Annotated in this window: 28 protein-coding genes; 18 read left to right on the top strand and 10 right to left on the bottom strand. The window is 69.9% G+C overall.

Annotated features, from left to right (window positions below; genetic code table 11):
- Positions 1-67: 67 nt before the first annotated feature.
- Complete coding sequence (locus ACFDTC_RS03035) at positions 68-523, top strand: nucleoside deaminase (RefSeq protein ID WP_375257390.1); 456 nt, start codon at positions 68-70, stop codon at positions 521-523.
- A complete protein-coding gene (locus ACFDTC_RS03030) occupies positions 520-1,065 on the top strand; it encodes a pseudouridine synthase (protein ID WP_375257389.1) in 546 nt (181 codons plus the stop codon). The genes ACFDTC_RS03035 and ACFDTC_RS03030 overlap by 4 nt, the downstream gene beginning before the upstream one ends.
- A gap of 214 nt (positions 1,066-1,279) precedes the next feature.
- On the opposite strand, the gene hemF is transcribed toward ACFDTC_RS03030, so the two are convergent.
- The 4 genes from hemF to clpS form a co-directional block, all read right to left on the bottom strand.
- Positions 1,280-2,170 carry an oxygen-dependent coproporphyrinogen oxidase gene (gene hemF, locus ACFDTC_RS03025; protein ID WP_375257388.1) on the bottom strand — a complete coding sequence of 297 codons (891 nt, stop codon included), beginning with the start codon at positions 2,168-2,170 and terminating at the stop codon, positions 1,280-1,282.
- 81 nt (positions 2,171-2,251) lie between these two features.
- Positions 2,252-3,052, bottom strand: coding sequence for an SDR family NAD(P)-dependent oxidoreductase (locus tag ACFDTC_RS03020; protein ID WP_375257387.1), 801 nt, complete (start codon positions 3,050-3,052; stop codon positions 2,252-2,254).
- A gap of 1 nt (position 3,053) precedes the next feature.
- Positions 3,054-4,094 (bottom strand): class I SAM-dependent methyltransferase, encoded by a 1,041-nt coding sequence (locus ACFDTC_RS03015; RefSeq protein WP_375257386.1) that lies wholly within the window; start codon positions 4,092-4,094, stop codon positions 3,054-3,056.
- 16 nt (positions 4,095-4,110) lie between these two features.
- The gene (clpS, locus tag ACFDTC_RS03010; protein WP_375257385.1) at positions 4,111-4,467 is read right to left on the bottom strand and encodes an ATP-dependent Clp protease adapter ClpS; all 357 of its coding nucleotides are present in this window, start codon (positions 4,465-4,467) and stop codon (positions 4,111-4,113) included.
- A gap of 137 nt (positions 4,468-4,604) precedes the next feature.
- On the opposite strand from clpS, the gene ACFDTC_RS03005 reads away from it, so the two are divergent.
- The gene (locus ACFDTC_RS03005) at positions 4,605-5,303 is read left to right on the top strand and encodes an HAD family hydrolase (RefSeq protein ID WP_375257384.1); all 699 of its coding nucleotides are present in this window, start codon (positions 4,605-4,607) and stop codon (positions 5,301-5,303) included.
- A gap of 243 nt (positions 5,304-5,546) precedes the next feature.
- Positions 5,547-7,160, top strand: a complete 1,614-nt coding sequence (locus tag ACFDTC_RS03000; protein ID WP_375257383.1) for a serine hydrolase — start codon at positions 5,547-5,549, stop codon at positions 7,158-7,160.
- Positions 7,161-7,356: 196 nt separating this feature from the next.
- Here ACFDTC_RS03000 and rpsU read toward each other — a convergent pair whose 3' ends face one another.
- Positions 7,357-7,563 (bottom strand): 30S ribosomal protein S21, encoded by a 207-nt coding sequence (gene rpsU, locus ACFDTC_RS02995; protein WP_008207378.1) that lies wholly within the window; start codon positions 7,561-7,563, stop codon positions 7,357-7,359.
- 145 nt (positions 7,564-7,708) lie between these two features.
- Between rpsU and ACFDTC_RS02990 the strand changes: the two genes are divergently transcribed.
- The 3 genes from ACFDTC_RS02990 to ACFDTC_RS02980 all read left to right on the top strand — a co-directional run bounded on the left by ACFDTC_RS02990 (position 7,709) and on the right by ACFDTC_RS02980 (position 10,480).
- A complete protein-coding gene (locus ACFDTC_RS02990; RefSeq protein ID WP_375257382.1) occupies positions 7,709-8,389 on the top strand; it encodes a COQ9 family protein in 681 nt (226 codons plus the stop codon).
- 74 nt (positions 8,390-8,463) lie between these two features.
- On the top strand, positions 8,464-9,447 hold the full coding sequence (locus tag ACFDTC_RS02985; protein WP_375257381.1) for an NAD(P)H-quinone oxidoreductase: 984 nt from the start codon (positions 8,464-8,466) through the stop codon (positions 9,445-9,447).
- Positions 9,448-9,505: 58 nt separating this feature from the next.
- Positions 9,506-10,480, top strand: a complete 975-nt coding sequence (locus ACFDTC_RS02980; protein ID WP_375257380.1) for a quinone oxidoreductase — start codon at positions 9,506-9,508, stop codon at positions 10,478-10,480.
- Positions 10,481-10,556: 76 nt separating this feature from the next.
- Here the strand turns inward: ACFDTC_RS02980 and hemC are convergent, their stop codons facing one another.
- Positions 10,557-11,519, bottom strand: coding sequence for a hydroxymethylbilane synthase (gene hemC / locus ACFDTC_RS02975; protein WP_375257379.1), 963 nt, complete (start codon positions 11,517-11,519; stop codon positions 10,557-10,559).
- Positions 11,520-11,633: 114 nt separating this feature from the next.
- Between hemC and hemE the strand changes: the two genes are divergently transcribed.
- The 6 genes from hemE (at position 11,634) to ACFDTC_RS02945 (ending at position 17,259) form a co-directional block, all read left to right on the top strand.
- Entirely contained in the window at positions 11,634-12,668 is a 1,035-nt protein-coding gene (gene hemE, locus ACFDTC_RS02970) for a uroporphyrinogen decarboxylase (RefSeq protein WP_375257378.1), read from the top strand.
- Positions 12,669-12,771: 103 nt separating this feature from the next.
- Positions 12,772-13,707, top strand: a complete 936-nt coding sequence (locus ACFDTC_RS02965) for an ABC transporter ATP-binding protein (protein WP_375257377.1) — start codon at positions 12,772-12,774, stop codon at positions 13,705-13,707.
- 8 nt (positions 13,708-13,715) lie between these two features.
- Positions 13,716-14,477 (top strand): ABC transporter permease, encoded by a 762-nt coding sequence (locus ACFDTC_RS02960; protein ID WP_375257418.1) that lies wholly within the window; start codon positions 13,716-13,718, stop codon positions 14,475-14,477.
- Between the two features lie 170 nt (positions 14,478-14,647).
- Positions 14,648-15,880: an MFS transporter gene (locus tag ACFDTC_RS02955; protein ID WP_375257376.1), complete on the top strand. Its 1,233-nt coding sequence runs from the start codon at positions 14,648-14,650 to the stop codon at positions 15,878-15,880.
- 58 nt (positions 15,881-15,938) lie between these two features.
- Entirely contained in the window at positions 15,939-16,817 is an 879-nt protein-coding gene (locus tag ACFDTC_RS02950) for a 50S ribosomal protein L11 methyltransferase (RefSeq protein WP_375257375.1), read from the top strand.
- Positions 16,818-16,914: 97 nt separating this feature from the next.
- Complete coding sequence (locus tag ACFDTC_RS02945; protein WP_375257374.1) at positions 16,915-17,259, top strand: hypothetical protein; 345 nt, start codon at positions 16,915-16,917, stop codon at positions 17,257-17,259.
- 72 nt (positions 17,260-17,331) lie between these two features.
- Here ACFDTC_RS02945 and ACFDTC_RS02940 read toward each other — a convergent pair whose 3' ends face one another.
- Positions 17,332-17,535 carry a DUF1127 domain-containing protein gene (locus tag ACFDTC_RS02940; protein ID WP_375257373.1) on the bottom strand — a complete coding sequence of 68 codons (204 nt, stop codon included), beginning with the start codon at positions 17,533-17,535 and terminating at the stop codon, positions 17,332-17,334.
- A gap of 323 nt (positions 17,536-17,858) precedes the next feature.
- Between ACFDTC_RS02940 and ruvC the strand changes: the two genes are divergently transcribed.
- Genes ruvC through ACFDTC_RS02920 form a run of 4 tightly spaced genes read left to right on the top strand, consistent with a single transcriptional unit; the run spans position 17,859 to position 20,694 of the window.
- Complete coding sequence (ruvC, locus tag ACFDTC_RS02935; RefSeq protein ID WP_375257372.1) at positions 17,859-18,356, top strand: crossover junction endodeoxyribonuclease RuvC; 498 nt, start codon at positions 17,859-17,861, stop codon at positions 18,354-18,356.
- Positions 18,353-19,009, top strand: coding sequence for a Holliday junction branch migration protein RuvA (gene ruvA / locus ACFDTC_RS02930; RefSeq protein ID WP_375257371.1), 657 nt, complete (start codon positions 18,353-18,355; stop codon positions 19,007-19,009). The genes ruvC and ruvA overlap by 4 nt, the downstream gene beginning before the upstream one ends.
- Before the next feature lie 9 nt (positions 19,010-19,018).
- Positions 19,019-20,065 (top strand): Holliday junction branch migration DNA helicase RuvB, encoded by a 1,047-nt coding sequence (gene ruvB / locus ACFDTC_RS02925; protein ID WP_375257370.1) that lies wholly within the window; start codon positions 19,019-19,021, stop codon positions 20,063-20,065.
- A complete protein-coding gene (locus ACFDTC_RS02920) occupies positions 20,062-20,694 on the top strand; it encodes a hypothetical protein (RefSeq protein WP_375257369.1) in 633 nt (210 codons plus the stop codon). Before ruvB ends, ACFDTC_RS02920 begins: the two co-directional genes overlap by 4 nt.
- A 6-nt stretch (positions 20,695-20,700) precedes the next feature.
- On the opposite strand, the gene trpS is transcribed toward ACFDTC_RS02920, so the two are convergent.
- Positions 20,701-21,732, bottom strand: coding sequence for a tryptophan--tRNA ligase (trpS, locus tag ACFDTC_RS02915; RefSeq protein WP_375257368.1), 1,032 nt, complete (start codon positions 21,730-21,732; stop codon positions 20,701-20,703).
- A 76-nt stretch (positions 21,733-21,808) separates the two neighbouring features.
- Between trpS and ACFDTC_RS02910 the strand changes: the two genes are divergently transcribed.
- On the top strand, positions 21,809-22,495 hold the full coding sequence (locus ACFDTC_RS02910) for a rhomboid family intramembrane serine protease (protein ID WP_375257367.1): 687 nt from the start codon (positions 21,809-21,811) through the stop codon (positions 22,493-22,495).
- A gap of 3 nt (positions 22,496-22,498) precedes the next feature.
- Here ACFDTC_RS02910 and ACFDTC_RS02905 read toward each other — a convergent pair whose 3' ends face one another.
- Together ACFDTC_RS02905 and murJ are read right to left on the bottom strand one after the other, a co-directional pair.
- Complete coding sequence (locus tag ACFDTC_RS02905; RefSeq protein ID WP_375257366.1) at positions 22,499-23,983, bottom strand: phospholipase D family protein; 1,485 nt, start codon at positions 23,981-23,983, stop codon at positions 22,499-22,501.
- Positions 23,980-25,527, bottom strand: coding sequence for a murein biosynthesis integral membrane protein MurJ (gene murJ / locus ACFDTC_RS02900; protein WP_375257365.1), 1,548 nt, complete (start codon positions 25,525-25,527; stop codon positions 23,980-23,982). Before murJ ends, ACFDTC_RS02905 begins: the two co-directional genes overlap by 4 nt.
- Positions 25,528-25,558: the final 31 nt, after the last annotated feature.

The following is a 25,558-nucleotide window of genomic DNA, read 5'->3' as shown; positions in this document are numbered from 1 at the left end:
TTTAGAGCATCCGGGCGGCCGAAAGAAGGGGGTTCGGATTGCCCGGCCCCGGCGCTATAGGGGGCGCATGGGCTTCACCTCTCATATGGACCGCGCGCTGGACGAGGCCCGCGCCGCCGCCGCGCGCGGCGAGGTACCCGTGGGCGCGGTGCTGGTCGGCCCTTCCGGTATTCTGGCCGCCGCCGGAAACCGCACGCGTGAGCTGAACGACCCCACCGCCCATGCCGAGATGCTGGCGATCCGCGCCGCCTGCGCCGAACTGGGGCAGGAACGGCTGGCGGGCTTCGACCTGTACGTCACGCTCGAGCCGTGCGCCATGTGCGCCGCCGCCATCGCCGCCGCGCGCATCCGGCGGCTTTATTACGGCGCGGCCGATCCGAAATCCGGCGGCGTGGCCCACGGCGCGCGCGTCTTCGCCCACCCCCAGGCCCACCACGCGCCCGAGATCTACGACGGCATCGCGGCCGAGCCTTCGGCCGCCCTGCTGCGCGCCTTCTTCGCCGAGCGCCGGCAGCCCCGATGACCCGCGTGATCCTGTTCAACAAGCCGATGAACGTGCTGTCGCAATTCACCGACCGCGGGACCGAGGGCAGCCCGCGCGCCACCCTGTCGGATTACATCGACGTGCCGGGCGTCTACCCCGCCGGCCGCCTCGACCGCGATTCCGAAGGGCTGATGATCCTCACCGACGACGGCAAGCTGCAGGCGCGCATCGCCTCGCCCAGGTTCAAGCGCCCCAAGACCTACCTCGTGATGGTCGAGGGCACGCCCACCGACGCGCAACTCGCCGCGCTGCGCGACGGCGTCACGCTCAAGGACGGCCCGACGCGCCCCGCGCAGGCCGAGGCGATCGCCCCGCCCGACCTCTGGCCCCGCGACCCGCCGGTGCGCTACCGCAAGTCCGTGCCCGACGCCTGGCTGCGACTGACCATCACCGAGGGCCGCAACCGGCAGGTGCGCCGCATGGTGGCGCATGTGGGCCTGCCCTGCCTGCGGCTGGTGCGCTGGTCCGTGGGCGACTGGACCCTCGACGGCCTCGCCCCCGGCGCGTGGCGCGACGCCTGAGCCCACATCGCCCACGCCCGACACCTCCCCGCCCCGCAGGCTTCGTTGGTCCGCAAATATCCCCGCCGGAGGCCCCCTTCTGCGCACCGGCACCCGGCCCGACGGAGGCTCCACCCCCGCTCCGGATCCTAACGCTTTGTGAATCCGTCTCTGCAAGCCATTGATTTCTCTAGGGCGCAGGGATGTCCCATCGTGGGACACGCGCATTCGGTCCTCAGGCCCACTTGGCCAGCGGCGGCAGGCTCATCAGCACGGCGTTGGCGTCGTGCCCCGTGGCCAGCCCGAACTTGGTCCCCCGGTCGTAGACCAGGTTGTACTCGGCATAGAGACCCCGGTGGACCAGCTGCGCGTCCTTGTCGGCCTCGGTGAAATCCTGAACGCGCCGCTTCTCGACCAGCGGCAGGTAGGCCGGCAGGAAGGCCCGGCCGATATCCTGCGTCAGCGCAAAATCCGCCTCCCAGTCGCCCGAGTTGCGGTCGTCCATGAAGATGCCGCCGACGCCGCGCGCCCGCTTCCGGTGGGGGATGTAGAAATACTCGTCCGCCCAGGCCTTGAGCCTCGGGTAGTGATCCGCGCCGTGCGGATCCAGGTGCGCCTTCTGGGTGGCGTGGAAATGCGCCGTGTCCTCGTCGTACTCGAGGCACGGGTTCAGGTCCGACCCGCCGCCGAACCACCAGGCATGCGGTGTCCAGAACATCCGCGTGTTCATGTGCACCGCCGGGCAATGCGGGTTCTGCATGTGGGCCACCAGGCTGATGCCGGACGCCCAGAAGCGCGGATCGCTGTCCATGCCCGGGATGCCGCGCGCGGCCATCGCCTTCTGCGCCGCCTCGCCCAGCGTGCCGTAGACCTCGGAGACGTTGACGCCGACCTTCTCGAAGACCCGGCCGCCGCGCATCACGCTCATCAGCCCGCCGCCCGCGTCCGAGCCGTCGTCCGACGTCCGGCTGGTGCGCGTCACCTCGAACCGGCCCGGTTCGGCGTCGGCGAAGGGCCCGGTGTCGTGGCTGTCCTCCAGCCCCTCGAACGCCGCCACGATCTGGTCGCGCAACGCGCGGAACCAGGCCGCCGCGCGGGCTTTCTCGCTGTCGAAGACGTCTTTCATGTGGGCAACCCTGCTGTTCGGCGACACCCTAGATGCAGCCGGCGCGCATCGCAACGCGGCGCGCCGTCCCGCTGCCGTCGACTAGTGCGCCGGTGCCGCCACCGGGTCGACCAGCGTGCGGCCGCCGTCGACGGTGATGATCTGCCCCGTCATGAAACCCGCGCTTTCCGAGGTCAGGAACTGCACCGCCTCGGCCAGCTCGCCCGGACCCGCGATGCGGCCCAGCGGCGTGTGATCCTCGATGTCGGACCGGTAGTCTCGGTTGTCGCGCAGCGTGTCCTTTAGGCTGGTCGACATGACCGACCCGAAGGCCACCGCGTTCACGCGGATCCGCTCGGGCGCCAGCGCCACGGCCATGCCGCGCGTCATCTGGTCCATCGCCGCGCAGGAGATCGAGTAGCCCAGCAGCGACGGATGCGTGCGCCGCGCCGCGATCGAGGACAGGTTGACGATGGCGCCCACCTGGCCGCCCTCCTGCCCCTCGGCCTGCTTGATCATGCGCTTGGCGACCAGCTGGCTCAGCCGCAGGGCGGTCATCATGTTCTGCGACAGCATCAGCTCGATCGAGGTGTCGTCGAGGTCCAGCGCGTCCGAGGTCAGCATCTGCCGCGACCCGTTGACGAGGATGTCGACCCGGTCGAACGCGTCCAGCGTGGCCGACAGCAGGTTCGCCATGGTCAGCCGCTCGCGCAGGTCGCCGGCGAAGTAGCGCATCGCGTCGCCGTCCTCGCGCTCGCCGCATTCCTTGATCAGGCGGTCCTCGTCGATGTCGGCGAACATGACGTTGGCGCCTTTGGCGGCGAAGTGCCGCGCGATGGCCAGCCCGACGCCGTTGGCCGCGCCGGTGACGATCGCGGTCTTGCCTTCTACGGAAAAGCTCATCTCAGCCTCGGCCTGTTGTCCCGGTGGTCCGGCCGCGCCCGGCCGGGATCGGCCGGGCTGCGTGCAGGATCTTGAACCGGGCGTCTCCGCCCAGCTCGGTGGTGTCGCGGAACGCGGCCGTCAGGGCCGGCTCGTAGGGCAGGTGCCGGTTGGCGACCAGCCAAAGCTGCCCGCGCGGTCCCAGCATCCGCGCGGCGGCGGCGATGAACGCCTTGCCGATGGACGGATCGCCCTTGCGCCCGGCATGGAACGGCGGGTTCATCACCACGCCCTCCAGCGGGGTCTCGGGCTCCCACGCGGTGGCGTCGGCCCAGTGGAACTGCGCACGCGGATCGTCGATGTTGGCCCGCGCGCAGTCGAGCGCGCGCAGGTCCGCCTCGACGAGGTGAAGCTCGGACACCCCGCGGGCCAGGATCTCGCGCGCGAGCCATCCCCAGCCGGCGCCCAGGTCGGCCACGCGGTCGGGCAGCTTTGCGGGCAGCGCCTCGACCAGCGCCCGCGATCCCGCATCCGCGCCATCGGCCGAGAAGATGCCCGGCGCGGTCATGTCGCCCCCGGCGTTCGCTTCCATGTCGGGGCGGATCCAGTGCGCCAGCTTGTCCGAGGCCTCGAACCACACGACCTTGCCGTGCGCCTTCGAGACGGGGCCGTGCAGCGCCTCGCCCAGTTCCTGTCCCAGCGCCTTCACGATCGCCTCGACCCCGTCGGTCTTGGCGCCCTCGACCACCACCAGCCCGCCGGGCGTGGCGGCCTCGGCGCGGGCGATGCGGTCCTGCGCCAGGTCGCGGGCGCGGGGCAGGGTGACGATGCTGGCGGCGAAGGTGCCGTCCAGCGCGGTCTCGACGGCCATACCGCGGTCGCGCCACAGGTCGTGGTCGGGCTTCACCGGCTGCACGATGGTGCAGCGTTCGGGCTCGACGGGCGGCAGGGGGGATTCGATCGGCGGGGCGAAGAGCGCGATGCGCCGCTCGGGCGGCAGGCTCAACCCGGCGGCCATCGCATGGCTCAGCCGGTCGGCGGTCTGGCGGTCGGGGTTGGACATGGGCGGCGCGCGGCGCCTATTCCTTTTCCATCGTGCATTGCAGCGGGTGCTGGTGCCGGCGGGCGAAGTCCATCACCTGGCCGACCTTGGTCTCGGCGATCTCGTGACTGAACACGCCGACGACCGCAACGCCCTTCTTGTGCACGGTCAGCATCACCTCGAACGCCTGGGCGTGGGTCATGCCGAAGAACCGCTCGAGCACGTGCACGACGAACTCCATCGGGGTGTAGTCGTCGTTCAGCAGCAGCACCTTGTAGAGAGGCGGGCGTTTCGTCTTGGGCCGGGTGTCGACGGCCACACCGGTGGCGTCACCCGGATCGCCCGGCGTGGGCGTGCCGGCCATCTTGGCCATCGTCGTGCGGGTCGCGTCCATGCCTTGCCTTCGTCTTTGCCCGGTGGCGGCTGTGCGGCCGTGGAAATGTCCCGGCCGGATGATGGTGGTTCCGGAACCCCTATATAACCTGTGGGCGCAGTGCGAAAAGGGGGGCATCACCGGCGAGGCGGGAAGAAATGGCGCGAAACTTGACGACAATCGGATTCGATGCCGACGATACCCTTTGGCACAACGAGAAATTCTTCAAGCTGACGCAGGATCGATTCGCCGCGCTGCTGGCCGACCATGTCGAGGGGCACGACCTCGAGACCCGGCTGCTGGCAGCCGAGCGGCGCAACATCGGCCATTACGGGTTCGGCGTGAAGGGCTTCGTGCTGTCGATGATCGAGACCGCGATCGAAGTCACCGACGGGCGCGTACCGGCGTCCGTCATATCGGACCTGCTCGCCGCCGGGCGCGAGATGCTCGACCACCCGATCGAACTGCTGCCCCACGCCCGCGAGGCGGTCGAGGCAGTGGCGGGCGATCATCGCGTGGTTCTGATCACCAAGGGCGACCTTCTGCATCAGGAGCGCAAGCTGGCCCAGTCCGGGCTGGGAGAGCTGTTCGACGCGGTCGAGATCGTCTCGGACAAGCGCCCCGAGACCTACGCCCGCATCTTCGGCGCGCTGCCCGGCGGGGTCGCGGCGGCGATGATGGTGGGCAATTCGATGAAATCCGACGTGGTGCCGGCGGTCGCGGCGGGCGGTCACGGGGTCTTCGTGCCGCACGACCTCGGCTGGGCGCTGGAGAAAGCCGACGCGCCGGTCAGCGAAAAGTTCCACGAAATCGACACGCTGGCCGATTTACCCGCCTTGGTTGAGCGATTGGCCTGAAAACGCGGCAATCAGGATCCACAAGATCCCGGCGGTGTCGCCTGATCATGGGGATGTCGCTGCGACCGGCACAAGATACGCTGTGGCGCCGGGACCACCGCCCGCGTCGCGCCGCATTGCGTGCTTCCCGCCAAGACACAGCCATGTTAACGTCCGCTTAATCAAGATCGGTCAACAATGACCGGCGCAGGAGACCCGACCTGGGATCAACCCTGGCGGGACGAGGCAGAGAAGGCAGAAATCATGACGGGACGTCACTGGCAGACGGGCCGGCCCGGCCTGTATATCATCGCGATCGTGTGGATGGTGCTGATCGCGCCGATCGGGGCGGCGGCCGCCCCGTACGCGGCGATGGTCATGGATGCGCGCAACGGCGAGGTGCTGCACGCGCACAACGCCGACACCCGGCTTCACCCCGCATCGCTCACCAAGATGATGACGCTCTACATCGCATTCGAGGCGGTGCAGAACGGCGAGATCTCGATGGACACGCTGGTCACGGTGTCGCGCAACGCGGCGGCCGAGCCGCCGTCGGAACTGGGCCTGCGCACCGGCCAGCAGATCAAGCTGCGCTACCTCGTGCGCGCGGCCGCGGTGAAATCGGCCAACGACGCCGCCACCGCCATCGGCGAGGCGATCTCCGGCTCCGAGGCGGCCTTCGCCCGGCGGATGAACCGCACCGCCAAGGCGCTGGGCATGACCAACACCACGTTCAAGAACATGCACGGCCTGACCGAGGAAGGGCACCTGTCGACCGCGCGCGACATGACCATTCTCGGGCGCCACGTGCTCTACGACTACCCGGAATACTACAACCTCTTCTCGCGCGAGGCGGCGGATGCGGGGATCAAGACGGTCTACCACACCAACCGCCGTTTCCTGCGCGACTACGCCGGCGCCGACGGGATCAAGACGGGCTACACCCGCGCGGCGGGCTTCAACCTCGTCGCTTCGGCCGAGCGCGGCAGCGAGCGGATCATCACCACGGTCTTCGGCGGCAACTCGACCGCGTCGCGCAACGCCGAGGTGGCCAAGCTGATGGACCTCGGTTTCCAGCGCGCGGGTACCCATGTGGCGCTGCACCGCCCCGCCAAGCCGCCCTACCTGGGCAATTCCGGCGACGTGCTGCTGGCGCATGGCGTGAACCCGACCGCGGGCGAGCAGGCCAAGACCATCCGCGTGGCCCGCGCCGCCGTGACCCGCAGCCTGCGCCCCTTCGCGCGGCCCGGGATGGAGCAGGCGGTCGCGCCCGTCGTCGCCGCCCTGCAGACCGACATCGAGACTCTGGTCGAGGGCGTGCAGATGGCCTCGGCCCCGATGGAGCCGGCGGCCGACACAACCGCCACCGACGCCGTTCCCGCCGAGGCGGTGGCCGAAGCGGTGGAACTCGCCGCGCTCGACACGACTGTGGACCCCGCGCCCGAGGCCGTCGCCGGCAGCGCACCCGCCGCCGGGACCGTGACCGACGCCGTGGCCGAAACTGCGACCGAAACGGTCGAGGTGGCCGAGGCACCCGCGATCACCACGCCCGTCCTGCGCCCGGTCTCGATCGCCGCGCTGCGCGACACGGCGACGCCCGCGCGCGACGAAGAGGTCGTCACCCGCCTGTCGACCTCGGGCGGACGGCACTGGGGCATCAACCTGGGCCGCTACGGCAGCCGCTTCGCCGCCGAGAAGATCCTGCTGCGCACCGCCCTGTCCGAGACCGCGACGCTCGACGGCGCGCTGCGCAAGGTGGTGCACAGCAACCAGGGCTTCGACGCGACCTTTCACGGTCTGTCCCGCGACACCGCCGAACTGGCGTGTCGCCGGCTTCAGGCGCGGCAGGTGACCTGCTTCATGATGGGACCGGGCTGAGCCGCGACCGGCGGACCCCGCCCCGCGCACATCCAGACGGCCCCGATCGCCCCCGCGACGGGGCCGTTTCCGTTTCCGGGGGACGCATCCCGCGCCCGCGCACCACGAAAACCACCCCCCGAAAATGACAAACCCCCGGCGGGCTCTCGCCCCGGGGGTCGTCGTCGTTTTCAGCGTCAAATCGGCTGGCGCGGGCTCAAAGCATCCCTTCGCGCTGAGCCTTCTTGCGCGCGAGCTTGCGGGCGCGGCGAATCGCCTCCGCCTTCTCGCGGGCCTTCTTCTCGGACGGTTTCTCGAAATGCTGCTTGAGCTTCATTTCGCGGAACACGCCTTCGCGCTGCAGCTTCTTCTTCAGGGCACGAAGCGCCTGATCGACATTGTTGTCGCGAACACTGACCTGCATGTGGTTGTCACCACCTTTCTAGGTTCGAGTTGCAAGGAATTGCAGGAGGTGGCCGTATAGCAATCACAGGCTAACTTGTCCAGTCCCGGACAGACACCGGCAAACACCGACGCCCGGGCCGACATTCACCGCCAGGAGACGCGCCATGACCGACAATCCCCAGGACAGGCTGCTCGACGCGGCGCTGACGCACGTGCCCTTCGACGGCTGGTCCGAGGAGACCTTCCGCGCCGCCGCCCGCGACGCCGACATCGACCCCACCGTGGCGCGCGGCCTCTACCCGCGCGGCGCTCTCGACCTCGCGATCGCCTTCCACCGCCGCGGCGACGACGCCATGGCCGCCCGCATCGCCGAGACCGATCTCGGCGACATGCGCTTCCGCGACCGCGTGGCCTTCGCCGTGCGCGCCCGGATCGAGGCCGCGCAGGATCGCGAGGTGGTGCGCCGCGGCACGACGCTGTTCGCGCTGCCGATGCACGCCGCCGACGGGGCGAAGCTGATCTGGGGCACCGCCGACCGGATCTGGACCGCGCTGGGCGACACCTCGCAGGACCTCAACTGGTACTCCAAGCGCGCGACGCTGTCCGGCGTCTACTCGTCCACCGTCCTCTACTGGCTGGGCGACGATTCGATCGACAGCGACGCCACCTGGGCCTTCCTCGACCGGCGCATCGACGACGTCATGCGGATCGAGGGCTTCAAGGCGCAGATGCGCAAGAACCCCCTGACCCGCGGCCTGATGGCCGGGCCGGAATGGTTGGCTTCGCGCATCCGCGCGCCCCGGCGCGACGCCGACATGCCCGGCGGCATGCCGCCCCGCGGCTGACAAGCCGGCCGCCCCCGGGGCATTGAGGTCGCGCGGGCGATGCGCCATGGTCGCGCCGGACAGGGAGAGAGCGAATGCCTGACACGATGCGCGCGGTCGAGATCTCGAAACCGGGCGGCCCCGAGGTCCTGACGGAATGCGAGCGCCCGATCCCCCGGCCCGGCCACGGGCAGGTGGTGATCCGCGTCGCCCATGCCGGCGTGAACCGTCCCGACGCGCTGCAGCGCGCGGGCGCCTACGCGCCGCCGCCCGGCGCGTCCGACCTGCCTGGGCTCGAGGCCGCGGGCGAGGTGCACGCGGTGGGCGACGGCGTCGACTGGCCCAGGGTGGGCGACACGGTCTGCGCGCTGCTGCCGGGAGGCGGCTACGCCGAATACGTGGCCACCCGTGCCGCGCATTGCCTGCCCGTGCCCGACGGCATGGACCTGCGCGAGGCCGCCTGCCTGCCGGAAACCTTCTTCACCGTCTGGTCGAACGTCTTCATGCGCGGCGGCCTGAAGGCCGGCGAGCGGTTCCTGGTGCACGGCGGCTCGTCGGGGATCGGCACGACGGCGATCCAGCTCGCCCGCCATTTCGGCGCGCGCGTCTTCGCCACCGCCGGATCTGCCGACAAGTGCGCCGCCTGCGAGACCCTGGGCGCCGAGCGCGCGATCAACTACCGCGACGAGGACTTCGTCGAGGTGCTGCGCGCCGAGGGCGGCGCCGACCTGATCCTGGACATGGTGGGCGGCGACTACATCCCGCGCAACGTCAAGGCGCTGGCCGATGACGGCCGTCTGGTGCAGATCGCCTTCCTGCAGGGCCCCAAGGTCGAGCTGAACTTCGCCCAGGTGATGATGCGCCGCCTGACCATCACCGGCAGCACGCTGCGCCCGCAAAGCGACCTCGCCAAGGCCCGCATCGCCGAGGCCCTGCGCGCCGACGTCTGGCCGCTGCTGGAGGCGGGCATGGTCGCGCCGGTCATGGACCGCGCCTTCGCGCTTGAAGACGCGGCCAAGGCGCATACGCGCATGGAATCCTCCGAACACATCGGAAAGATCGTACTGAACGTCGGCTGAACACGGCCGCACCGACAAGCGGCCCGACGCGGCCGCGCAAGAGGGAGTGAAGGGGACAATGGTCAAGACCGTCATCATCGAGGCCCATGGCGGGCCCGAGCAGTTCAAGTTCGTCGATCGCGAGGTCGGCGCGCCCGGCAAGGGCGAGATCCGCATCCGCCACGAGAATTGCGGCCTCAACTTCATCGACGTCTACCAGCGCGCCGGGCTCTACAAGCTCGAGCTGCCGCACGCGATGGGCATGGAAGGCGCCGGCGTGGTCGAGGCCGTGGGCGAGGGGGTGACTCATCTGAAAGAGGGCGACCGCGCCGCCTATGCGTCGATGCCGCCGGGATCGTATTGCGAGGCGCGGGTGATGCCCGCCGCGCAGGTCTGCAAGCTGCCCGACGCGATCAGCTTCGAGCAGGGCGCGGCGATGATGCTGAAGGGCATGACCGTGGTCTACCTGTTCCAGCGCACGACGCCGATCAAGCGCGGCGACACGGTGCTGTTCCACGCGGCTGCGGGCGGCGTCGGCCTGATGGCGTGCCAGTGGGCGCGCGCCGAGGGCATCCGCCTGATCGGCACCGCCGGCACCGACGAGAAGTGCCGCCTGGCCGAGGAGAACGGCGCCGACGTCTGCGTCAACTACCGCGACGGCGACTGGGTCAAGACGGTGCGCGACCTGACCGACGGCGCCGGCGTCGACGTGGTGATGGACGCGGTGGGCAAGGACACGTTCGACGGCTCGCTCGATTGCCTCAAGCCGCTGGGCATGATGATCTCGTTCGGCAACGCGTCGGGCCCGGTCCCGCCGTTCAACCTCGCGACGCTGGCGGCGAAGGGCAGCCTGCGGATCACCCGGCCGACGCTGTTCACCCACATCGCGAAACACGAGGATTGCCAGGCCATCGCGGCCGCGCTGTTCGACAAGGTGGCGAAGGGCGACGTCGAGATCCGCATCGACCAGCGGTTCGCGCTGGACGACGTGGCCGACGCGCAGCGCGCGCTGGAAGCGCGCGAGACGACCGGGCAGACGGTGCTGACGGTCTGAGGGGGCCGGCGATACGGCGCTCGTCCCGGCCGTGCGGCCGGGACCTCGCCCCGCCCGCCGTCCCATCACGCGTCGCTCAGGCGGCGCGCCAGTCGAAGAAGCCGGGGCCGGCGCGGCTCAGCAATTCGTCGGCGAGGTCCCGGCCCATCGCGGCGCCGTCGGCCACCGGCCCGCTGCGTTCGCCCGCCTGGGCTTCCGATCCGTCGGGGCGCAAGATCTCGCCGCGCAGCCGCAGCGTGTCGCCGTCGAGCTCCGCCAGCCCCGCGATCGGCGTGTCGCACGACCCGTCGAGCCGCGCGAGGAACGCGCGTTCCGCCGCCAGCCGTTGCGCCGTGGGGGTGTCGTGGATCGCCGCCAGCATCTCGGCCGCGCTGTCGTCGTCGCTGCGCCGCTCGATCCCGATGGCGCCCTGCGCGATCGCGGGCAGCATGTCCTCGGGCGCGATCGGGGTCTTCGGCACCTCGGTCATGTTCATCCGGTTCAGCCCCGCCATGGCCAGGAACGTCGCCTGCGCTACGCCGTCGTGCAGCTTCTTCAGGCGCGTCTGAACGTTGCCGCGGAACTCGACCACGCGCAGGTCGGCGCGCCGGTTCAGCAGCTGCGCCCGCCGCCGCAGCGAGCTCGATCCCACCACAGCACCCGTGGGCAGGTCGTGGATCGTGGTGACGTGGGGCGAGATGAACGCGTCGCGCGTGTCCTCGCGCGGCAGGTAGCAATCCAGCATCAGCCCCGCGGGCTGCTCGGTCGGCATGTCCTTCATCGAGTGCACCGCGATGTCGATGCGGCCGGCGATCATCGCCTCCTCGATCTCCTTGGTGAACAGCCCCTTGTTGCCGATCTCCTTCAGCGGCCGGTCCGCGGCGATCATCGAACGGTCGTCGCCGGTGGTCTTGATCACCACCACCTCGAACGCCGCCTCGGGCAGGTCGAACGCGGCGGCGAGGCGCGCGCGCGTCTCGTGCGCCTGCGCCAGCGCGAGCGGCGAGCCGCGGGTTCCGATCTTCAGCGGCGAGGCGGGGGAGGGCAAACGGAGCGTCATGCCCAAGGCTTAGTCCCGTCACGCCAGCCTGACAATGCCCGTCTTTACAGCCGCAGCTTGACACCGGTGGCCCGACGGGGGACGCCTGTTGCCGACACGGGAAGGGACGAGCACATGACCAAGACGATCCTGCGCGCGCTGGCGGGCGAGCCGCTGCCGACGCCGCCGATCTGGATGATGCGCCAGGCGGGGCGCTACCTGCCCGAATACAAGGCCACCCGCGCGCAGGCGGGGGATTTCCTGTCGCTGTGCTACAACCCCGAGCTTGCCGCCGAGGTGACGCTGCAGCCGATCCGCCGCTACGGCTTCGACGCGGCGATCCTGTTCGCCGACATCCTGCTGCTGCCGCAGGCGCTGGGGGTCGACCTGTGGTTCGTCACCGGCGAAGGCCCGCGGATGACCACCGTGACGACCCAAGGAGAATTCGACGCGCTGAACCCGGTCTCGGCCATCCACGACACGCTGCACCCGGTCTACGAGACCGTGCGCCGCCTGTCGCGCGACCTGCCGGCCGAGACGACGCTGATCGGCTTCGCCGGCGCGCCCTGGACCGTGGCCACTTACATGATCGCCGGGCAGGGCACGCCCGACCAGGCGCCCGCCCACGCGCTCAAGGACAAAAACCGCCCGGTCTTCGAGGCGCTGATCGACCGCATCACCGAGGGCACGATCGAGTACCTGTCCGAACAGGTGAAGGCCGGCGCCGAGGTGGTGAAGATCTTCGACAGCTGGGCCGGCAGCCTGAAGGGCGACGATTTCGACCGCTACGCGCTGGAACCCGCGCGCCGCATCACGCAAGAGCTTAAGCGCCGTCACCCGGGCCTTCCGGTCATCGCCTTCCCGCGCCAGGCGGGCGACAAGTATATCGGCTTCCACGAGGCGACCGGCGCCGATTGCGTCGCCGTCGACGACAGCGTCAGCGCCGAATGGGTCGCCCGGCACGTCCAGCCCTCGGGCTGCGTGCAGGGCAACCTCGCGTCCAAGCACATGGTCACCGGCGGCGACGATCTGGTGCGCGAGACGCGCGCCATCGTGAAGGCGCTGTCGAACGGCCCGCACATCTTCAACCTCGGCCACGGCATCACGCCCGATGCCGACCCCGAGAACGTGCAGCTGATGATCGACACCGTGCGCGAGGGCGCCCGCTAAGGCGCCGGCCTGCGCGCCAGGCGCGGGTCGAGTGTGCGCAGGCAATGGATTGCGGCGGCGCGCCCGGCGCACCATGTTGGCGCAAACAGGAGACGTCTCAATCATGGCGATGGTCGACATCACCGGCCTGCGGAAGGTCTACGACGACGGGTTCGAGGCGCTCAAGGGCGTCGACCTGTCCATCCGCGAAGGCGAGATCCTCGCCCTGCTCGGCCCCAACGGCGCGGGCAAGACGACGCTGATCTCGGCGATCTGCGGCATCACCGTGCCCTCGGGCGGCCGCATCACCGTCGGCGACCACGACGTGGTGCGCGACTACCGCGCCGCGCGGCGGCTGGTCGGCCTCGTGCCGCAAGAGGTCAACCTCGAGCCGTTCGAGAAGGTGATCCGCACCGTGCGCTTCTCGCGCGGGCTGTTCGGCCTGCCCGCCGACGAGGCGAAGATCGAGGCGATCCTGCGCAAGCTGTCGCTGTGGGACAAGCGCGACACGCCGATCCGCGCGCTGTCGGGCGGCATGAAGCGCCGCGTGCTGATCGCCAAGGCGCTGGCGCACGAGCCGCGCGTGCTGTTCCTCGACGAACCCACCGCCGGCGTCGACGTCGAGCTGCGCCGCGACATGTGGGAAACCGTGGCCGAGCTGAAGGCCGACGGCGTCACCATCATCCTGACCACCCACTACATCGAAGAGGCCGAGGCCATCGCCGACCGCATCGGCGTCATCAGCGCCGGCCGCATCCTGCTGGTCGAGGACAAGGCCGCGCTGATGGCCCGGCTGGGGCGCAAGACGCTGCGCATCGACCTCGCCCGGCCGCTCGACGCCATTCCCGCCGGTCTCGCCCATCACGGGCTGACGCTCGAGGACGACGGCGCCACGCTGGTCTACGCCTACGACACCGGGTCCGAGCGCAGCGGCATCGCGCGCCTCATGGCGGACCTCACGGCCGAGGGGCTGGCCGTGCGGGACGTCTCGACCGCGCAGGACAGCCTGGAAGACATCTTCGTGGGACTCGTCCACGAACGGCAGGAGGGCGCGGCATGAGCGGCAGCATCAATTTCGGCGCGATCCGGGCGATCTACCTGTTCGAGATGTCGCGCTTCTTCCGGACGCTGGGGCAAAGCTTCGTCTCGCCGGTGATCTCGACCTCGCTCTACTTCGTGGTCTTCGGCGCCGCCATCGGCAGCCGCATCGACCAGGTCGAGGGCGTCAGCTACGGCGCCTTCATCGTGCCGGGTCTGGTCATGCTGTCGGTGATCACGCAGGCGATCTCGAACGCCAGCTTCGGCATCTACTTCCCGAAGTTCATCGGCACGATCTACGAACTGCTCTCGGCCCCGGTGAACTTCCTGGAAATCGTCGCGGGCTACGTCGGCGCCGCGGCGACCAAGGCGCTGTTCATCGGCGCGGTGATCCTGGGCACCGCCGCGCTGTTCGTCGAGGTGCAGATCGCGCACCCCTTCGCCATGCTCGCCTTCCTGATCCTCACCTGCGTCAGTTTCGCGCTGCTGGGCTTCATCATCGGCATCTGGGCCGAGAACTTCGAGCAGCTGCAGCTCGTCCCGCTGCTGATCGTCACGCCGCTCGTGTTCCTCGGCGGCTCGTTCTACTCGATCTCGATGCTGCCCGAGGCGTGGCAGACCATCGCGCTGTTCAACCCGGTGGTGTACCTGATCTCGGGCTTCCGCTGGTCGTTCTTCGGCATGGCCGACGTACCGGTGGGGCTCAGCCTGCTGGCCATCGCGGGCTTCACCGCGCTGTGCCTGACCGTGCTGTGGTGGATCTTCCGCACCGGGTGGCGCATCCGCACCTGAGCTGCCCGCGCCGGGGCAATTCCTAACGGATTCTGAATCCGTCTCTGCAAGCCATTGATTTTTCTAGGTCGCGGACCTGTCCCATCGTGGGACACGTCCGCGCCGCGCTTTTTCGGACGGGCCCTTCAAGGCCTCTCGCCAAGGTCGCGGAAAGGGCCTAAAGCGGAATCATGTCTCCCGTCCCTCTGTCCGAGGCCCGGGGCCTGCCGGTCTGGCGCCGCCCTGTGACGCTGCTGTTCCTCATGGCCATCGCCATGCCCCTCAGCTTCGCCACCTGGTCGGCGCTGCTGAACAACTTCGTCATCGAGGCCGCACAGTTCGACGGCGCCGACATCGGCTGGCTCCACACCGTCCGCGAGGTGCCGGGCTTCCTCGCCATCGCGGTGATCCTGCTTCTCTTCGTCATGCGCGAGCAGACCATCGCGCTGGTCTCGCTCGCGCTTCTGGGCGTCGCCACCGCGATCACCGCGCAGTTCCCCACGATGGGCGGGCTTCTGTTCGTCACGCTCCTCAGCTCGATCGGCTTCCACTACTACGAGACCGTGAACCAGAGCCTGCAGCTGCAATGGCTGCCCAAGCACCGCGCGCCGCAGATGCTGGGCCTGCTGCTGGCCGTCGGGTCCGCCGCGACGCTGGTCGCCTACGTCGCCATCGTGCTGACCTGGCGCGCGTTCGACCTGTCCTACACCTTCGTCTACGTCAGCGCGGGCAGCCTGACGCTGATCATCGTCGCCTATTGCTGGTTCGCCTTCCCCCAGTTCGAAAGCCCGCATCCGCAGACCAAGGAATTCGTCCTGCGCCGCCGCTACTGGCTGTACTACGCGCTGCAATTCATGTCGGGCGCCCGCCGGCAGATCTTCACCGTCTTCGCCGGCTTCATGATGGTCGAGCGCTTCGGCTTCGACGTGCACCACATCACGTCGCTCTACCTGATCAACCTCGTCGCCAACATCATCCTCGCCCCGATCTTCGGCCGCGTCGTCCACCGCTTCGGCGAGCGCAACGCGCTCGCGGTCGAGTATGTCGGGCTGGTCGTGGTCTTCATGGCCTATGGCGGCATCTACTGGTTCGGCTGGGGCGTGGTGCTGGCCGCGACGCTCTACGTGGTCGACCACATCTTCTTCGCCCTGGCGCTGGCGCTGAAGACCTACTTCCAGAAGATCGCCGATCCCCGGGACATCGCCCCCACCGCCGCCGTCGCCTTCACGATCAACCACATCGCCGCCGTGTTCCTGCCCGCCTCGCTGGGCTACCTCTGGCTGGTCTCGCCCGGCGCGGTGTTCGGGCTGGCCGCGATGATGGCGGCCACGTCGCTGGCGCTGGCGCTGATGATCCCGCGCCACCCCGAGCCCGGCAACGAGACCGTCTTCGCCCGACTGATGCCCGCCGCCCCCGCCGAGTGAGGCTTGCGGCGCGGCGGCTTTGCTGCCATCTGCGCCGCATCAGCCAGCGGAGGACGCGATGCCCACCACCTACACCGCCTTCACGAAACTCCGGTCGCAAGAGGCCGCCGAGGCGCTGGGCGAGGCGATGGAATCGCTCGACCCCGAACCCACCGGCGTCGGCGTGTTCGAGATCGAGGACGGGTCGGGCACCTGGGAGGTCGGCGGCTATTTCCTCGAGCCGCCCGACGACATCGAGCTGACGCTGCTGGCCCGCGCGTTCGAGGCCGCGGATTTCGTCGTCTCGAAGGTGCCCGACACCGACTGGGTCGACAAGGTCCGGCGCGAACTGACGCCCGTCGTGGCCGGGCGCTTCTTCGTCTATGGCAGCCACGACGCCGACAAGATTCCCGAGGGATCCCAGCCGCTGCTGATCGAGGCGGCGATGGCCTTCGGCACCGGGCACCACGGCACGACGCAGGGCTGTCTCGAGGCGCTCGACCGTCTCGCCTCGGGCGGGTTCGAGGGGCGCAACGTCGCCGATATCGGCTGCGGCACGGCGGTGCTGGCGATGGCCGCCGCGCGGATCTGGAGCGGCGCGGTGGTGGCGTCGGACATCGACGCCGTCGCGGTCGAGGTGGCGCAGGCCAACGTCGATGCGAACGGTCTGTCGGGCCGGGTGCATTGCGTCGAGGCGACGGGCTTCGACCACCCCGACCTGGCCGCCCGCGCGCCGTTCGACCTGGTCTTCGCCAACATCCTCAAGCAGCCGCTGATCGACCTGGCACCGGACATGGCGGCGAACCTCGCGCCGGGCGGGCACGCGATCCTGTCGGGCCTGCTGACGCGCCAGGTGGACGAGGTGGTCGAGGCCTACGAGGCCGCCGGCGTCCCGCTGATGCGCCGCGACACGATCGGCGACTGGGCGACGCTGACGCTGCAGAAACCGGGCAACTGAACCGGGTTTACCTAAAATACCGGCTTTCTGCCCAAATGCTGCCGCAAAGCGGCGTCAATGTCGCCTGATCCGGTGGGGCCGGAGCGACGAGGCGACTATGGACGACGCACAGCGACGATTCGAGCAACGGTGCAGCACGGTGCGCCGCAAGCACCTTCGCATGGCCTCGGGCTACGTGACGCGGCTGGACCGGTCCGGGGTGATCCTGCAGACGCCGATCCAGCGCGCGCGGCCCGCCGTCTGGCGGCCGCTGGCGCTGGCCTTCGTGGGCGCGCTGGGGATCAAGGTGCTGATCCTGTCCGGCATGGGCCCCGAAGCCTACGAGGCCAAGCGCGCCGAGTTGGTCACCGGCAACGGGGTCGAGCGGGCGGGCGCGCTGCTGATGCAGGTGGATCCGCTGACCGCGCGAGTCGCGGACTGGATGCGGCCGCTGCTGCCCTGACCGCGCGTCACGACGCAAGAAGGCCGCCCCGGTCATTTCCGGCGCGGCCTTGGTACGTACAATCGCCTGGTCTCAGGGCTTGCGCAGGCGGGGAAGCTCGCCCCGGTGCAGGCCGATATCGTCCAGCTGGCGGTCGCTGAGCCGATCGAGGCTGGTCTGCGTCGCGCGCGTGTCGTTCCAGGCGGCGAAGATGTTGAACGCCGACAGGAACATCGAGCCGATGCGGCCGGCCGAGCCTGCGCTGGCATAGGGGCGGTTGGTTTCGAACGTGGACATGGCGGGTCTCCTTGCGGGCTGGGCGGTGCCGTCGTCCACCCGATCTAGGAGGGCGTATTTCGCGCCGCAAGGGCGAAAATCGACACCGCCCCGCGGGTCGCCTCGCCGCGGCAGTGTGTCCTGTTAATGGTCTGTTACATATGGAAAAATCGGCATGAAAGGGGTGTCGCATCCAAGGCCCGAAGTGCCGGTTTCAGACGTCGTTTTCCGGCGCGTGTCGGCTGTGGAAAAGTGCGTGTCGTTTTCGGATCGCGCCGCATTAACCTTGGCCTGTGTTCGCGTTTCGTGCTAGCGGTGAAAAAAATAATTCGAATGGGGCGGCAATGCGGGTTCTGGGCATCGATCCGGGGCTTCGATCCCTCGGTTGGGGCGTCATCGAGGTCGACGGAAACCGAATCAGGCACGTGGCGAACGGGCTGTGCCAGACCTCGTCCGCCGGCGGCGCGGCGCTGGCCGACCGGCTGCTGTCGCTGCACGGACAGCTCTCGGAGGTGTTCCGCCACTATCTGCCGCAAGAGGCCGCGGTCGAGCAGACCTTCGTCAACAAGGACGGGGTGGCGACGCTGAAGCTGGGCCAGGCGCGCGCCATCGCGCTGCTGGTGCCCGCGCAGTTCGGCCTGCCGATCGGGGAATACGCGCCCAACAAGGTCAAGAAGACGGTCGTGGGCGTCGGCCACGCGGACAAGCGGCAGGTGGAACACATGGTGCTGATGCAATTGCCGGGCGCGAAGCTGGCCGGGCCCGATGCCGCCGACGCGCTGGCCATCGCGATCTGTCACGCGCGATATGCCGGCGCCAGCGCATTGCGGATCAAGGCATGATCGGGCGCATCGCGGGCCGCATCGAGTACAAGGGCGACGATCACGTGCTGATCGACGTGCGCGGCGTGGGCTACGTGGTCTATTGTTCGGACCGGACGCTGGCAGCGCTGCCGCGTGCCGGCGAGGCGGCGGCGTTGTGGACCGACCTTCTGGTGCGCGAGGACCTGCTGCAGCTCTTCGGCTTCCCCACGCTGGTCGAGAAGGAATGGCACCGGCTGCTGATGGGTGTGCAGGGGGTGGGCGCCAAGGCGTCGCTGGCGATCCTCGGCACGCTGGGCGCCGACGGTGTCAGCCGCGCGATCGCGCTGGGCGACTGGAACGCGGTCAAGGCGGCGAAGGGGATCGGCCCCAAGACAGCGCAGCGCGTGGTGAACGAGTTGCGGGACAAGGCGCCCACGGTCATGGCGATGGGCGAACAGGCGGTCTCGGCCCCCGACGCCTCGGTCATCGACGACGCGCCGGGCGCCGCACTGCCGCCGCCGCCCGCGCGCGCCGCCCCCTCGGGCCGGGCCGAGGCGCTTTCGGCGCTGTCCAATCTGGGCTATGCCCCGTCCGAGGCCGCGCGCGCCGTGGCCGAGGCGCTGGACCAGACGCCCGACGCCGACACCGCCACGCTGATCCGTGCCGCGCTGCGCCTGCTGGCCCCGAAGTAAGGCGCCCGAATGACCGACCCCGATCCCACCCTGCGCGCCGCGCCCCTGCCCGAGGACCAGGCCGACGAGATGGGCCGCGCCCTGCGCCCGCAGATGCTGGCGGATTTCGTCGGCCAGGCCGAGGCGCGTGCCAACCTGCGGGTGTTTATCGACAGCGCCCGCCACCGCGCCGAGGCGATGGACCACACGCTGTTCTTCGGCCCGCCGGGCCTGGGCAAGACCACGCTGGCGCAGATCATGGCGCGCGAGCTTGGCGTGGGTTTCCGCATGACCTCGGGTCCCGTGCTGGCCAAGGCGGGCGACCTCGCCGCGATCCTGACCAATCTCGAGGCGCGCGACGTCCTGTTCATCGACGAGATCCACCGCCTCAACCCCGCGGTCGAGGAAGTGCTATACCCGGCGATGGAGGATTTCGAGCTCGACCTCGTGATCGGCGAGGGGCCGGCCGCGCGCACTGTCCGGATCGAGCTGCAGCCCTTCACGCTGGTGGGCGCGACGACGCGGCTGGGGTTGCTGACGACGCCGCTGCGCGACCGCTTCGGCATCCCGACGCGTTTGACCTTCTACACAGTCGAGGAACTGGAAAGCATCGTGCGCGGCAACGCGGTCAAGCTGGGCGTGCGGATGGAGGGCGACGGCGCGCACGAGATCGCCAAGCGCTCGCGCGGGACGCCGCGGATCGCCGGGCGGCTGCTGCGCCGCGTCGTCGACTTCGCCGTGGTTGAGGGTGGAGGCGTGGTCAGCCAGGCGCTGGCGGACCGGGCGCTGACGCGGCTGGGCGTCGACGCGCTGGGGTTGGACGGCGCCGACCGGCGCTATCTGTCGCTGATGGCCGAGCATTATTCCGGCGGTCCGGTGGGGATCGAGACGCTGGCCGCGGCCCTCAGCGAAAGCCGCGACGCGCTGGAGGAGGTGGTCGAGCCCTTCCTGCTGCAGCAGGGTCTGGTGCAGCGCACGCCGCGCGGGCGCATGCTGGGCCGCCGCGCCTGGACGCATCTGGGCCTGCCGATGCCCGCGGCGCCCGGCCAGACGGACCTGTTCGGAGACGAGCCATGACGTCGGACGAGATCGCCGCCTTGTTCACCCGCTCGGACGGCAGCTACCTTTGCGCGCGCTGGGGCCGGCCCATCGCGCCCATCGTATTCGGTGTCGACGATGCGACCTTGGGCGTCGTCAAGGGTGCGTTCGAGGCGCTCTGCGCGCTCGCCGGTCACCAGATGGCCGAAACCGATCCCGAGCTTGGCGCCAACGTGATGGTATTCTTCTTCCGCGAGTGGGAGGAGCTGTTGCAGGTGCCCGATCTCGACCGGTTGATCGACGGGCTGAGCCCGCTGGTGCAGCGCCTGTCGGAGGCCGGAGCGAACCAGTACCGCGTGTTCCGCTTCGACCGCGACGGCGCCATCCGCGCCTGCTTCGTCTTCCTGCGGATGGACGACACGCTGTCCGCCCTGCCGGCCGAGACGCTGGCGCTGAGCCAGGTGGTGCAGACCATGGTGCTGTGGTCCGACACCGCCTTCACCGACCGCTCGCCCCTGGGCCAGCTCGAGGACGGCCGCGTCGTGCTGCGCCCCGAGATCGGCGCGCTGATCCGCGCCGTCTACGATCCGGTCATGCCTGCGGTGGCGCAGGATCCCAGCCACGCGCTGCGGCTGAGCGCCCGGATCGACGCGACGCCTTCGGCCTGACCCCCGTCAGCGCACCATGCCGACGATGTCGTAGGTCTGGCGTAGCACCGGTGCGGCGATCTCGCGCGCGCGGTCGGACCCGCGGTGCAGGATCGCGTCGATCTGCGCGGGGTCCTCCATCAGGCGCGCCATCTCGGACGAAATGGGTGACAGCTTGGCCACTGCCAGGTCGGCCAGCGCCGGCTTGAAGGCCGAGAACGGTTGCCCGCCGAACTCGCTCATCACCTGATCGACCGACTGGTCCGCCAGTGCGGCGTAGATGTTCACGAGGTTGCGCGCCTCGGGGCGGTCATCCAGCCCCTTCGCCTCGGACGGCAGCGGCTCGGGGTCGGTGCGGGCCTTGCGGATCTTGCTGGCGATGGCGTCGGCGTCGTCGGTCATGTTGATCCGGCTCATGTCCGACGGGTCGGACTTCGACATCTTCTTGGACCCGTCGCGCAGCGACATGACGCGGGTGGCCGCGCCCTCGATCACCGGCTCGGTCAGCGGGAAGAAATCCACGCCGTAATCGTGGTTGAACTTGGCCGCGATGTCGCGCGTCAGTTCCAGGTGCTGCTTCTGGTCCTCGCCCACCGGCACGTGCGTCGCGTGGTAGACCAGGATGTCCGCCGCCATCAGCGCGGGATAGCCGAACAGCCCCAGCGAGGCGTTCTCGGCGTTCTTGCCGGCCTTGTCCTTGAACTGGGTCATGCGCTTCATCCAGCCCATGCGAGCGACGCAGTTGAAGATCCAGGCCAGCTGCGCGTGCTCGGGCACCTGGCTCTGGTTGAACAGGATGGACTTCTCGGGGTCGATGCCGGCGGCGATGAATCCGGCGCACAGCTCGCGCGTGGCGCGGGTCAGCTTGGCGGGGTCCTGCCAGACGGTGATGGCGTGCAGGTCGACCATGCAGTAGATCGTCTGGTAGCCGCCGTCCTCCTGCATGTCGACGAAGCGCTTCATCGCGCCCAGGTAGTTGCCCAGCGTCAGCTCGCCGGACGGCTGGATGCCGGAAAAGACGCGCGGCGCGAAGGCGGCGTTGGGCGTGGCGTCGGACATGGGGTACTCCGTCTGGAAACTCGGGCCGCTGTGGCTTACTGGTGGCCCGCCACGCCGTCAAGAAAGAGGCCAGCCCATGGTGCATCCGCACAACGAGAACCCGGTCAACCCGCTGCCGCCGGCGGTGGTCGCGCTGGCGCTGGTCATCGTGGGGATCGAGGCCGTCTTCGGCCTGGGCGCGCGCGGCCTGCTGGGCGGCCCCGAGGCCGTGGGATGGCGCCTTGCCGCGATCGAGCGCTACGCCTTCTCGCCCGAGATCCTGCGCTGGATGGTCGAAACCGGGCGCTATCCGCCCGAGCACCTGCTGCGCCTGCTGTCCTACCCGTTCGTGCACGCGGGCTTCACCCATGCGCTGTTCGCCGCCGTCATGCTGCTGGCTTTGGGCAAGATCGTGGCAGAGACGATCGGCGGGACGGCTATGGTCGCGGTGTTCTTCGTGTCGGCCCTGGGCGGTGCGTTGGTCTTCACCGCGCTGCCGGGTACGACGCAGCCGCTATTCGGGGCGTTCCCGCCGGTCTACGGGCTGATCGGCGCATTCACCTACCTGTTGTGGGTGCGGCTTGGCCAGATGGGCGCGCAGCAGGTCCGGGCGTTTTCCCTGATCGGGGTGTTGCTGGGGATTCAGCTGGTCTTCGGCGTGCTGTTCGGCGGCGGGCTGGACTGGGTCGCGGACGTGGCAGGCTTCGTCGCGGGCTTCGCGCTGACCATCGTGCTGGTGCCGGGCGGGTTTCACCGGCTGCTCGACCGGCTGCGCCGGGGCTGAGCGTCAGAACATCGCGTCGGGCAGCCCGATCATGCGCCACGAGAAGCGGTGCCCGCGTTCGCGGGGGAACGGCAGCACCAGCGCCTTGCGCGCATCGGGATCGCGCTTGGCATCCGCCTGCGCCACGGCGTTCCAGTGCGCCGCGCGCGCCGGGCCGGGCATTGCCGCGTCGCGCAGCCAGATCCCGGCCAGCCGGTCGCGCAACGTCGTCGTCAGGCCCGTATCGCGCACCACGGCCGAGGCCTCGGTGTCCCAGTAGAGCGACCGGCCATTGAGGTTCGCCGAACCGACCACAGTCACCGCGTCGTCGACCAGCATCACCTTGGCATGCACGTAGACCGGCGGCGCGCCCTGCACCTCGGGCTCGTCCGTATTGGCGGGGCGCGGCTGCACCGTCGTCATCACCGCCAGCCGGTCGCCGTATGCCGCGCGCAGCCGTTCGATCGCGCGCATCTGCAGCCCATGGGCGTGCCGCGCGTCCCAGCCGTGGTCGCCGTCGAACAGCACGCGCTCGGCAGCCGCGGGCAGCACGATCACCAGGTTCAGCGCCTCGTTGTCGCGCCCGGCCTTGGCCAGTGCCTCGGCGATGCCGGCGTCGCGGAGGAACTGCGTCTCGATGTAGAGGCTGTCGCGCGCCTCGGCGATCAGCCGCGGCAGGACGTCGGCGTGTTCGGTCAGGTGGTGCCGGGGCGACAGCCGCGCGACGCCGGCACACTGGATCGAGCGGGTGCGCAGCAGCGAAAGGTCGTCGGGCAGCGGCGGCGGCGCTGTAACCGTGAGCGGCGTCGCCCCGGTGTCCAGGTCCGGTGCGCCGCATTCCAGCGCGTCGTTCCAGCACTCGGTGAAATGCGCCGCCAGCACCGCCGCGAAATCCGCGTCGTCGATCGCCAGCGAGACGTCGTGCCACGTCTCGTCCGACGCACAGTCGTGGCCGGGCGTGTCGTAGCGCCGCTCGTCAACGTCGAGGCCGCCGATGATGCTGCGCACGCCGTCGGCGATCGCGAACTTCTGGTGCAGCGTCGCGGGCCGCAGGATCGGGCCGGCCTTCAGGATGGCACGCTCGACCGGCGTCAGGGTAGACCCGTCCGCGCGGCGTATCGCGCGCAGCGCCTGGCCCACCTTGCGCCGCATCAGCACAGCCCAGAGCGGCCCGGCGCGCTGGCCGTGCGGCGCGCACAGGATCTGCGTGCGTCCCGCCGCCTGCGCGGCGAAGCGCGTCGCGTTCTGCCAGGATTGGCGGTGCAGGTCGCGCGTAAAGATCGCGTCGAAATCCGTGACCAGGATCTGCAGCGCGACGCCGCGCGCGCCCGCGTCCGCGATCAGGTCGCCCCAGTCCTGTAGGCCCTTCTCGCGCGCCTCGGCCGAGCGCAGCCGGGTGTCCGGGTCGAGCACCCGGAACGACAGAAGCAGCGTGTCGCGCGCACCCAGGATCAGCCTTTCGAGGGCGGGAAAGCCTTCGGCGGCGGTGATCAGGGGCGTCACGGTCATGCGCGTCTCCGGGCGAAGGTGGCGCGCATCTCGGCCAGGTTGAAGGCGCCGGTCGCCTGGCCCGCGATGGCGTAGACCACGACTCCGGCGCCGATCAGGATCGCCAGCGCCGCGTAGCGCAACCCGGGCGTGGCCAGCAGGCCGCCCAGCCACAGCTGCATGACCCACAGCGCGGCGCCCATGATCGCCGAAGCCGCGATGATCCGCCACAGCCGCCCGCCGAAGCGCGAGTCGAAGCGCGCCACCTCGCCGAAGCGGCGGCCGCCGATCGACAGCTGCGCGACCATGATCCAGCCCGCCGCGGTGGTCGCGATGGCAGGCGCGATCCAGCCGATCGCCGGCGCCAGCCCGATGGCGAGCGCGGCGTTCACGACCATCGCCACGACCGCGTAGCGGAACGGGCTTTTGGTATCCTCGCGGGCGAAGAAGATCGGCTGCAGCACCTTCTGCAACACGAAGGCGGGCAGCCCGAGACCGTAGATCGCCACGGCCAGCGCGATCGCCGCCGCGTCGTCGGGGCCGGTCGCGCCGCGCTGGAACAGAACCGACACGATCGGCAGCGGCACCACCATCAGCGCCACCGCGCAGGGCACCGTCAGCGCCAGCGACAGCTCGCCCGCGCGCGACAGGGCGGCGCGGCCGCCGGCCTCGTCCTCGGCCTTCAGACGGCGCGACAATTCGGGCAGCAGGACGATGCCGATGGCGATGCCCACCACGCCCAGCGGCAGCTGATACAGACGGTCGGCGGCGTAGAGCCAGCCCACGGCCTTCTCGAAATGGCTGGCGACCAGCTGGCCCACCAGCAGGTTCACCTGCATGACACCCGCGGCCAGCGCGGCGGGTACGGCGACGACCACCAGCCGCTTCATGTCCGGCGTCAGGCGCGGGCGGCCGGGGCGGATGCGCAGGCCCGCGCGTTCGGCCGCGACCCAGACCAGCGCAAGCTGCGCCACGCCCGCCACCGGCACGGTCCAGATCAGCCACAGGATCGCGTCGCCGCCCACGTGCGGCGCGATCGCCAGCGCGGCGATCACCAGCACGTTCAGCAGCACCGGCGCCGCCGCTGCCGCGGCGAAGCGCCCGGTGGCGTTCAGCGCGCCCGACAGCATTGCCGAAAGCGAGATCAGCAGGATGTAGGGGAACATGATCCGCCCGAAGGCCACGGTCAGGTCGAAGCGTTCGTCGCCCGCGAAGCCGCCCGCCGTCGCGTAGACCAGCGCCGGCATGAAGACCAGCGCAAGGCCGGTCAGCGTCATCAGAACCGTGACCAGCCCGTTCAGCGCGTCGCGCGCGAAGACCAGCGGCGCCTCGTCGGCCTCGACCTTCTTCGAGAACATCGGCACGAACGCGGCGTTGAACGCGCCCTCGGCGAAGAAGCGGCGGAACATGTTGGGCAGGCGGAACGCGGCGACGAAGGCGTCCATCACCGGTCCGGGGCCGATCAGCGCCAGGATCATGATCTCGCGCACGACGCCCAGCACGCGGCTGAGCATCGTCCAGACGCCCACGGTCAGAATGCCCGAGAGCAGGCGGACAGGTTTCAAGGCGGACTCCCTTTTCCGCAATGGATTAGAC

Source organism: Citreimonas sp. (genome assembly GCF_042096055.1).
GTDB lineage: Bacteria > Pseudomonadota > Alphaproteobacteria > Rhodobacterales > Rhodobacteraceae > Citreimonas.
Note: the sequence above shows the minus strand (reverse complement) of the source record. Positions and strands in the feature narration are given on the sequence as shown.

What these genes read in the sequence shown, in the direction of transcription:
- trpS (WP_375257368.1), bottom strand. Translation starts at nt 21,732, where the DNA reads ATGTCCGACGCCACGCCCAACGCCGCCTTCGCGCCGCGCGTCTTTTCC.
- ruvA (WP_375257371.1), top strand. Translation starts at nt 18,353, where the DNA reads ATGATCGGGCGCATCGCGGGCCGCATCGAGTACAAGGGCGACGATCAC.
- ruvC (WP_375257372.1), top strand. Translation starts at nt 17,859, where the DNA reads ATGCGGGTTCTGGGCATCGATCCGGGGCTTCGATCCCTCGGTTGGGGC.
- hemC (WP_375257379.1), bottom strand. Translation starts at nt 11,519, where the DNA reads ATGACGCTCCGTTTGCCCTCCCCCGCCTCGCCGCTGAAGATCGGAACC.
- ACFDTC_RS02965 (WP_375257377.1), top strand. Translation starts at nt 12,772, where the DNA reads ATGGCGATGGTCGACATCACCGGCCTGCGGAAGGTCTACGACGACGGG.
- ruvB (WP_375257370.1), top strand. Translation starts at nt 19,019, where the DNA reads ATGACCGACCCCGATCCCACCCTGCGCGCCGCGCCCCTGCCCGAGGAC.
- ACFDTC_RS03020 (WP_375257387.1), bottom strand. Translation starts at nt 3,052, where the DNA reads ATGAGCTTTTCCGTAGAAGGCAAGACCGCGATCGTCACCGGCGCGGCC.
- ACFDTC_RS02985 (WP_375257381.1), top strand. Translation starts at nt 8,464, where the DNA reads ATGCCTGACACGATGCGCGCGGTCGAGATCTCGAAACCGGGCGGCCCC.
- ACFDTC_RS03030 (WP_375257389.1), top strand. Translation starts at nt 520, where the DNA reads ATGACCCGCGTGATCCTGTTCAACAAGCCGATGAACGTGCTGTCGCAA.
- ACFDTC_RS03035 (WP_375257390.1), top strand. Translation starts at nt 68, where the DNA reads ATGGGCTTCACCTCTCATATGGACCGCGCGCTGGACGAGGCCCGCGCC.
- hemE (WP_375257378.1), top strand. Translation starts at nt 11,634, where the DNA reads ATGACCAAGACGATCCTGCGCGCGCTGGCGGGCGAGCCGCTGCCGACG.
- ACFDTC_RS02950 (WP_375257375.1), top strand. Translation starts at nt 15,939, where the DNA reads ATGCCCACCACCTACACCGCCTTCACGAAACTCCGGTCGCAAGAGGCC.
- ACFDTC_RS03000 (WP_375257383.1), top strand. Translation starts at nt 5,547, where the DNA reads ATGACGGGACGTCACTGGCAGACGGGCCGGCCCGGCCTGTATATCATC.
- ACFDTC_RS02940 (WP_375257373.1), bottom strand. Translation starts at nt 17,535, where the DNA reads ATGTCCACGTTCGAAACCAACCGCCCCTATGCCAGCGCAGGCTCGGCC.
- ACFDTC_RS03015 (WP_375257386.1), bottom strand. Translation starts at nt 4,094, where the DNA reads ATGTCCAACCCCGACCGCCAGACCGCCGACCGGCTGAGCCATGCGATG.
- hemF (WP_375257388.1), bottom strand. Translation starts at nt 2,170, where the DNA reads ATGAAAGACGTCTTCGACAGCGAGAAAGCCCGCGCGGCGGCCTGGTTC.
- rpsU (WP_008207378.1), bottom strand. Translation starts at nt 7,563, where the DNA reads ATGCAGGTCAGTGTTCGCGACAACAATGTCGATCAGGCGCTTCGTGCC.
- clpS (WP_375257385.1), bottom strand. Translation starts at nt 4,467, where the DNA reads ATGGACGCGACCCGCACGACGATGGCCAAGATGGCCGGCACGCCCACG.
- ACFDTC_RS02980 (WP_375257380.1), top strand. Translation starts at nt 9,506, where the DNA reads ATGGTCAAGACCGTCATCATCGAGGCCCATGGCGGGCCCGAGCAGTTC.
- ACFDTC_RS02905 (WP_375257366.1), bottom strand. Translation starts at nt 23,983, where the DNA reads ATGACCGTGACGCCCCTGATCACCGCCGCCGAAGGCTTTCCCGCCCTC.
- ACFDTC_RS02945 (WP_375257374.1), top strand. Translation starts at nt 16,915, where the DNA reads ATGGACGACGCACAGCGACGATTCGAGCAACGGTGCAGCACGGTGCGC.
- ACFDTC_RS02955 (WP_375257376.1), top strand. Translation starts at nt 14,648, where the DNA reads ATGTCTCCCGTCCCTCTGTCCGAGGCCCGGGGCCTGCCGGTCTGGCGC.
- ACFDTC_RS02910 (WP_375257367.1), top strand. Translation starts at nt 21,809, where the DNA reads ATGGTGCATCCGCACAACGAGAACCCGGTCAACCCGCTGCCGCCGGCG.
- ACFDTC_RS02990 (WP_375257382.1), top strand. Translation starts at nt 7,709, where the DNA reads ATGACCGACAATCCCCAGGACAGGCTGCTCGACGCGGCGCTGACGCAC.
- ACFDTC_RS02920 (WP_375257369.1), top strand. Translation starts at nt 20,062, where the DNA reads ATGACGTCGGACGAGATCGCCGCCTTGTTCACCCGCTCGGACGGCAGC.
- ACFDTC_RS03005 (WP_375257384.1), top strand. Translation starts at nt 4,605, where the DNA reads ATGGCGCGAAACTTGACGACAATCGGATTCGATGCCGACGATACCCTT.